The organism is Tangfeifania sp., from assembly GCF_055108615.1.
This window is the reverse complement of the sequence record NZ_JBSQIC010000122.1, coordinates 1-7,712: the sequence shown is the minus strand read 5'-3', so window position 1 is coordinate 7,712 and position 7,712 is coordinate 1. Positions and strand designations below refer to the sequence as shown.

3 protein-coding genes are annotated in these 7,712 nt (G+C 38.0%); all 3 read right to left on the bottom strand.

Annotated elements, in window-relative coordinates; translation table 11 throughout:
• Positions 1–2,865, bottom strand: a 2,865-nt coding sequence (locus ACTCNA_RS16915; protein WP_462949120.1) for a DUF6443 domain-containing protein, incomplete at its 3' end; no start/stop codon positions are given.
• A 5-nt stretch (positions 2,866–2,870) separates the two neighbouring features.
• Entirely contained in the window at positions 2,871–6,353 is a 3,483-nt protein-coding gene (locus ACTCNA_RS16910) for a hypothetical protein (RefSeq protein ID WP_462949119.1), read from the bottom strand.
• A gap of 14 nt (positions 6,354–6,367) precedes the next feature.
• Positions 6,368–7,712, bottom strand: a 1,345-nt coding sequence (locus tag ACTCNA_RS16905) for a hypothetical protein (RefSeq protein WP_462949118.1), incomplete at its 5' end; no start/stop codon positions are given.

The window sequence follows — 7,712 nt, the reverse complement described above, 5'->3', positions numbered from 1 at the left end:
ATTATAGTAATCCGATATATCAATACTACCCATCCAGTCGTAATCATCGTAATAGGTTATGGTCTGCAGGTTATCTTCGGTTAAATCATTCAAATCTTCCACATTTGGATAACTATTATTAAGAGTATACAGTCCGCTTCCATTGTCAGGCAGTGTCTCATACAACTGTACGTCTTCGCCTTCAAAGTTTTTGAAATATGTCTGCAATTGATCATGCGTCTTGGACGTAGTTAAAATACCGGTCATGACGGGACGATTCAGCGCATCATATTTCGTAAACAGCCATTCTTCCTTTTCCCGCATCTCACCATCCTGGGTAAGTACCAACCTGTCACGATTATCATAGACCATATAAACCACTTCGGCACCGGGTATTTTCTTTTCAATCATGCGCTTGCGGCCGTCGTATTTGTAACTGTACATCAAATCGCCCGACAGGTTGGCCGTAATTATTGAGAAACTCTCGTCTGCTGTGGCTGCAAATGAAAAGCCGGGTTTTAATGTCACACTCCCCTGTCCGTCTACCAGATAGCCGTCTACGGCCGGGTCTTTTATGCTCACTACTTCATCTGATGTTACCCATTTTACAGCACTTTGACTGGTATAATCTTTAACATCTCCTTTGAAGTTAGCCGTGGCTTTGGGCGGAATTACATAGCGCAGCAGACCAAAATCATCATAAACGTAGTAGGTCTCAACCGGCTGAACATTTCCTTCTGAATTTAAAACATAGCTGCGTTTTAATACCACCTGACCAAGTTTATCTTTAAATTCTTCGGTGGTATGAAGTTTTCCGTCTGTTGCTTGCCAGTTTTCATCTTTAGTAACGGTCTTGTACAACTGGTTGGGCTCATAGTAACAATAGTTACCATAACAATCGCCACCGGTATTTTCCAATTTATCACTGACAACCTGAAACAACAATACTTCCTGCACTTCATTGGTCTCGTAGCTGTATCTTACAGGATGAGCGTCAGGTTGCCAGTCTTGGCCCGGAGCACCCTGGGCCATCACACGGTTAAGGGGAGAGTTGTCGAAGACGGTTTCAGAATAGCCATAGGGCTTGTCTTCTCCGGAAATATTTTGGTTCTGATAAAATATATGATGCTCACTCCCGGCATAAGTACTCGTTGGATCGGTCATGTCAGGATTTTCCTGAAAGGCGCCACTGCTTTCTCCACTTATATAGGGTAACAGTTGATATTTTTCTCTTCCGAAACCATCATAGACGATCGGTTGAACAATATCTGCACCTGAAGGGCTGGCTGCCACCGAAATGGTTTGCATGGGACGGCCAAGGCCGTCGAAATAAGATATTTCTTCCTCGATGCTGTCTATCGGAATAAAATCCACTTCACTCTCGTCTCGAACACCACTCTTCTCAATGGTTCGACTAATTATGTAATTTTTATCGGGCTGCGCCTGGAAAGTAACATAAAGTTGAGCCGAACTAGAAAACAGCTTCTCTCCTAAACCATCAGTAATTACTACATCGTACCATGCAACGTCGGATGGTCGGATATTTGTTATGGTATAGCTGGCTGATGTTGCTCCACTTATATTGGCTCCATTTTTTCGCCATTGATAAGTCAAATTCGATCCACTGACATCAACTATAAATGTTGCACTATTTCCAACACGTCCATATTGATCCGTTGGTTGTTGCTCAATAACGGGAGATACATGTATGGTCTCTTCAATCACAGAAGAATTATTACTTGTTCCGCTTGAATTATAGGCCCTAACGCGATAGTAATAAGTAGTACAATCAGAAAGTCCGGTCACTCGCTTTTGCAACACATTGCCAACATCAACATTTCTATACCCTGACACATAGCTAGTAAAAGAACTATTGGTTGATACATCCAGATAATACCCTGTGGCTCCGATTGCTGCATCCCAGTTTGCCGTCATCTGGTTAGGGGTAATGTTAGTTGCTGACTTCGTTACAGGAGCCGCAGGAACTGTCGAATAGCTTATAGTATTGGAATTACCACTGATACAATTCCCTTTGGAATATTGAACACGATAATAGTAGGTTTGGCCTGGAATAAGTCCGGTTATTGTTTTGCTTAAAACATTGCCAACATCCAAATTTTCATATTCTCCCACATAGTTACTAAACGAACTATTCGTTGAGACATCCAAATAATACGTCTCAGCGCCACTTATGTCAGACCAGTTAGCCGTAATTCGAGAAGTGGTTGCCCCGCTTCCCATAGTAGCTAAGGGATCTGCTATTGATACAGTTGAACAGGAGACTGTTTTTGAACTTGGACTAGAGCCATGGCTGTCATACGCCCTTATCCTGACATAATAAGTAGTTCCACTAATCAAACCGGATTCTATTGTATATTGTGCTACATTGTTAATATTCAAATTTCTATAGCCAGGGACAAAGTTTCTAAAATTACTTTCCGTTGAAACATCTAAGTAATAGCCTGTTACTCCTGGAAACTGATCCCACTTGAGGTATATTTTATCACATGTACCATACACCTGCTCTAATCCGGTTGGTGGACATAGCCTGACATCTGTAATAATTGAATAACTTGCTTGATATGAATAGGAACATTCACTTACATACGCCGTTACTGTCCCGCCCCCTGTGCCATTCCAAGAAATGTAAAGGCTCTTCTTTCCCGGGGGGCGGGTTAAAGAATAGTTCAATCCGGATATTTCCCACTCAACATTTTCGCAATAACCATTAAATGTGTAGGTCATCTCATTACCAGGATATGCATCACCACTAACACTAATAAGCTCTGTCTGTCCATAGAATATGACAGGAAATAATAAAAACAAAAAAAACATTACATTCCTCCTGGTTGAATATATCGTCTTAAGATATTTGTATACTTCCATAACTACTATTCTTGGGTTTGATAATGATATTCAAAGGTATTCAGGATGTTTCCTTCATCATCCCGCACACATTTTAACAGTCCAAATCCATCATATTCGTAGTAGGTGGTGATGCCGTTGGGATCGGTTTGGGAGGTTATGCCTATAAGAGGATCGTAAGTGTAGGTGTAAATTTCTGCTTCGATGGGAGAAAGATTTCGAATCTCTCTATTTAAGTTTGCTAAACTTAATTTATCCGCACTTTGAATATGAGTAAAAGAACTTAATTGATTTAAAGCATTTTGTAACCCGACATTATTATCAATATCAGTAGCGGAAACATTACCCATTTTTGCAACAACAAATTGATCATTATATCCCCAATAATAATATATTGGCCTGTCATTTGTTTTAACTATTTCTTTAGGGATACTACTTCCTTTATACAATACTTTTTTGGTTAAAAAGTAATCATCTGGAATCAATTCATTACTATCATGTTCTTGACTTGCTTTTAATCCTGACTGCTGATAATTAAAAATCTCTAAAGGTAATCCAATTGAATTATAACGAGTTACTTTTCCGTCAGTTAACTGTCTATCAACAAGCCTTTCTGCTTTTACAACCCGGTCAAGTATTCTATTATCAAGCAATGGTTCAATAACAGGGTTATTCATATAATCATCAGGGTAATAATAAGCATATTTTATTTCCTTTTCGCCTCCAACTATTTTTTCTATCTTACTTTTAACCTGCAAATTTGAATTATAATTCGTCTCTACTTCTTCAACGACGCCTCTTTCCCCTTTATCATAAGAAACACTTACTTGTTTTGATAACTTGAATGTACTTGCAGGAATTAAATAAGCATAAGTGACAAACTGAACGGAAGGTACATTTGTCATTCTACTAAGCGCTTCTCTTTGATAATAATCAAAATAATCGTCATTAAGATGAGAAAGATCAAAATCACCAGCTGGTGAGCCTGTTAAAGAATAAAATCTTGAAGGACAGTATAGGCCAAAATAATTACTATTGACTTTTTTTAGATATTTAAAATCGACACGTGAAATGGTATCATTATTGTTATCCATAACAACCTTGGACTTTAATTTACCATTCAACAAATAAGGAATTTCTGGAATACCCTCAATTTGTGCAAGCGATGATTGGTTATGATAACTATTTACAATTCGTCCATTATAGTCTCCATGCTTATTGTACATTTTTTCAATCACTTGTGAATAACCAACAGGACTGTTATTTGCTGAATTAGAAATACCAATATTACTGCTAGCATCAACTTTCAAGCAATTCACCCAACCTCGACTATTCTGATTACCTCCACCATCATGAAACTCAAAAAACATTGATTGATAATTCAATCTGGACATTAATTTACCATAAGAAGCATTCTCTCCTTCATAAGTATATGCTTTATGTAGCAATTGATTTCCATTGGAATCAAATTTCTTGATGCTCTTGATCCTCATTCCTGCACCGATACTATACCTTTCATTATCACATCCTTCCAAGGCATACTTGGGTATATCTGTATAGATTTCGCAGTAAATAGCGGAAGAAGGATATGATTCTTTATAATTCATCGCATCTTCTGATAAATAAGCAATAAATACATAATCATTTCCTGGAGCAAAATTAAATCCTTCAATAGTTTCGTTACAACTTACTAGACCTGCACCCGAACTATTACCTCCTCCTTCATATTGCGCAACAAAACGGTTTATTAATTCCCCATTCTCATATAAAGCGCAATAACTCCCAGCAAGCAAACTATTAATCTCATCAATGGTCAGATTTCTTCCGGGAATATAAGGCATTCCTATTTCTACTCTTATATCAACATCCACTCTTTCGATAACGTTAATCGTAATCTCTTCCCTATCTGATGCACCTTCTTTCACACTTCGCCCTCCACTTCCTAAATAATCATACAAAAAATTGGAAAATCTATGAGGCTCAAATTCATAAGTAGTCCATCCTCCTGTCGGATGGATAATTTTCTCTAACATTCCCCACCCTATATGTTCTGAGCTAGGACGTCGATCCGAAGAAAATCTTGAGTCATAAGCATCCTGAAATTCTTCTTCATAAATTCCACTCAAACCATCTATATGTTTAAGTTTTGGCAAAAGAGTAATATTATCCTCAACACCATTGTAGTAACCCCAAAAATCCCGAGCCATAGATTGTTTTGAAGGAACTCTTTTATCGACATATTTAAATTCATGCAACCTCCCTTCACAATCTAACACTGACACCAATTTAAGCCTGTCAGTAATTCTTGATGAAGAACCAGTACCTGCAGAAAAATAATCATAATTAAAAACAAACTCTTTTTCAAAATCAGAAAACAAATTAGAAACAACTATTTTCTTTAATTTGTCCTCCCCAGGAATATCCGACCTACCTGTTTCTCTTTCAAAATCAACCATATAATTACCAGCTCGGATTTGCTTTAAATATTTGGGCCAGTATTCTTGATAACTCCATCCAATTTCCTGATAAGTGGGCCCATTTGCTCTGCTATTAGGGGAATAGAACATTAAGCGCTCGTTCTTTTGAGCCAATGAAGATACAGGGGCAAGTTCTTCATAAACAAAATCGACACTCTGCCCATTTGGATATTCGATCCTCGACAAGTAATGGGTTACAGGCAATCGTCTCTCCTCAGGAATAGTTTGAAAAGAATCCCATTTTTTCTGTGGCTCATCAAAGATGTATTTTACTCCGCTCTCATCAACAATGAACCAACCAGTATTTCCCTCCATAGAGTTAATTTGTAAAGTGCCCTGAGCATCTATTTGCTCATAAGTACCTTCACTATGTCTCTTAAAAAATTTACCACTTTTACCCAAATAAGAAAAAGAAAATAAATCAGGTTTATACCATCCTTCATTAAACATCCTTGGGATAGGTGAGTGTTCCATCCATTTTTGACATGGTGGGAGTCCTTTTTCTCCATAAAGGAACATATAGTCCTCAACAGCATTATTGATATATGTGGGATTTTCATAACCAACAGAAATCAGGTCATGGGTAAAAAAAGGAATAACTGGGCCATCTTCACTCACTCTATCTTGGGCTAATCGCAAAATTCCCCGATCCTCTGAATCGAAATCATAGCAAATATCGTCTCTATGACCATTTATTAAACGGGTTATAGCTCCACCCACTGATAAATTCCAACCAAGACCGACCCAACTAGCTTCCTGCTCAACCTTAATCCCTGAAGCTTGGTAATTTAAACTTATCGGAATCTCAATTTGTCGATCCTTAATGACATAAACTGGAATTGATATTCCAATCGAGCCATTGTATGTTGCGGCGGGTATTCTTGAAGAATTAAGTAAAGCGCTCTCATTAGGTGTTGGGATGGTAGGAAACTGAAACTGATTAGGTGTTTCAAAATCCCCATTCTCCTGACTAAATCCAACAAAACTATGAAATACAAAAAAAACAACGTAAATGCAAAATTGCTTATTCATAAACAAATATCTTTCTATAAGTTACTTCTGTTCTTTATCCTTATAATTTCTCGCTTTAAGATGTCCAACTCCTTTTGCCAGTTACTGCGAGCTTCAAGTTCAGCCCTCAAGGAATCCTTTTCTTTTTGCAAGGATATCACATACAACGTCAACTCCTCAATCTTCTGCAAAAGCATCTTATTCATCTCCCCCAGGTTAACACCAGATGCTTCCATTTCTTCAGAGCTTGGGATATCCGGGAGGTGTTTGTGTTCTTTGATGAAGTCTTCGACTTGTTGTAAGTCGCGTAATTCGTAGCTATCTGAGAAAACAAAATCGGCAGTATTCCCGGTTGCCCTTACTTTTATCTCTGAAGCTCTTATGGTTCCGGCCGCTTCAATATCCTTTTTTACAATGAAACTTCCGCTTCCATCAATGTGTGTAAGCCTCTTTCCGTAGCCACTGCAAAACTCAAAAACCACCTGATTATCAAGAGCTGATGAGTTTCCCATGCGGCCGTCAAAGACAATTATTCCACGACTTCCGGTACTTGTACCACGATTATCACCAACAAAACACAAAGCATAATGATTATCTTTGGTATGTGCAGAAATTCCTCCTCCCCAACTGGATCCAATATTACCTCCGGCATTAAAAATTTTCATTTCATAGTCTCTCCCAGGATCAGATATTTCAATATAACCTTCATACGGTTCCCCATTCATCCCGATATTTACCTTTCCTCTGTTAATAGGAGGATTATTGATACCAACATTGCCATTGGAATATATTTCAAATGCATTCTGATTTTCTGTTGTGGAAAAACTGTATCCATCCGATGCGTGATATATCTTACCACCTGCAGTAAAACCGAAGGACCCATTTGCTGCTAATTTATTGTAACTTAATCCCAACATTGAGTTTGTGCTCGATTCCAGCAATATCATAGAATTATTATAATCGGGTTCTGTTAAAGTCAACGCACCAAGATTTTTACAGGCATAATCAACAATTTTAAGGTTAGCTCCACCTGACACACTTCCTATAGATGCTCTTCCGGTCTCTTCAAAAATATTTTCATCCGGAGGAATAGATTCATTTACTTCATAATACATAACGCTGAATCCATCATATCCCTTATCTCCACTGGTATTACTGTCGCTTAGAAAAGAAACTACCAACTTGCCATTGGGTGTAACAGACCTATAACTACGCTCACCTGCACCCGACAAGGTCATGACTTGTTTAAGATTGGAGAAATTGTTATCGCATTCATATATAAATAATAAATCCCAATCTTTTTCAGTATCATACGTAATTTCGACATCAATGTATGTTGGCTTGCCTACGTCAAGATGGTACTGTAAATCCAAATTATGA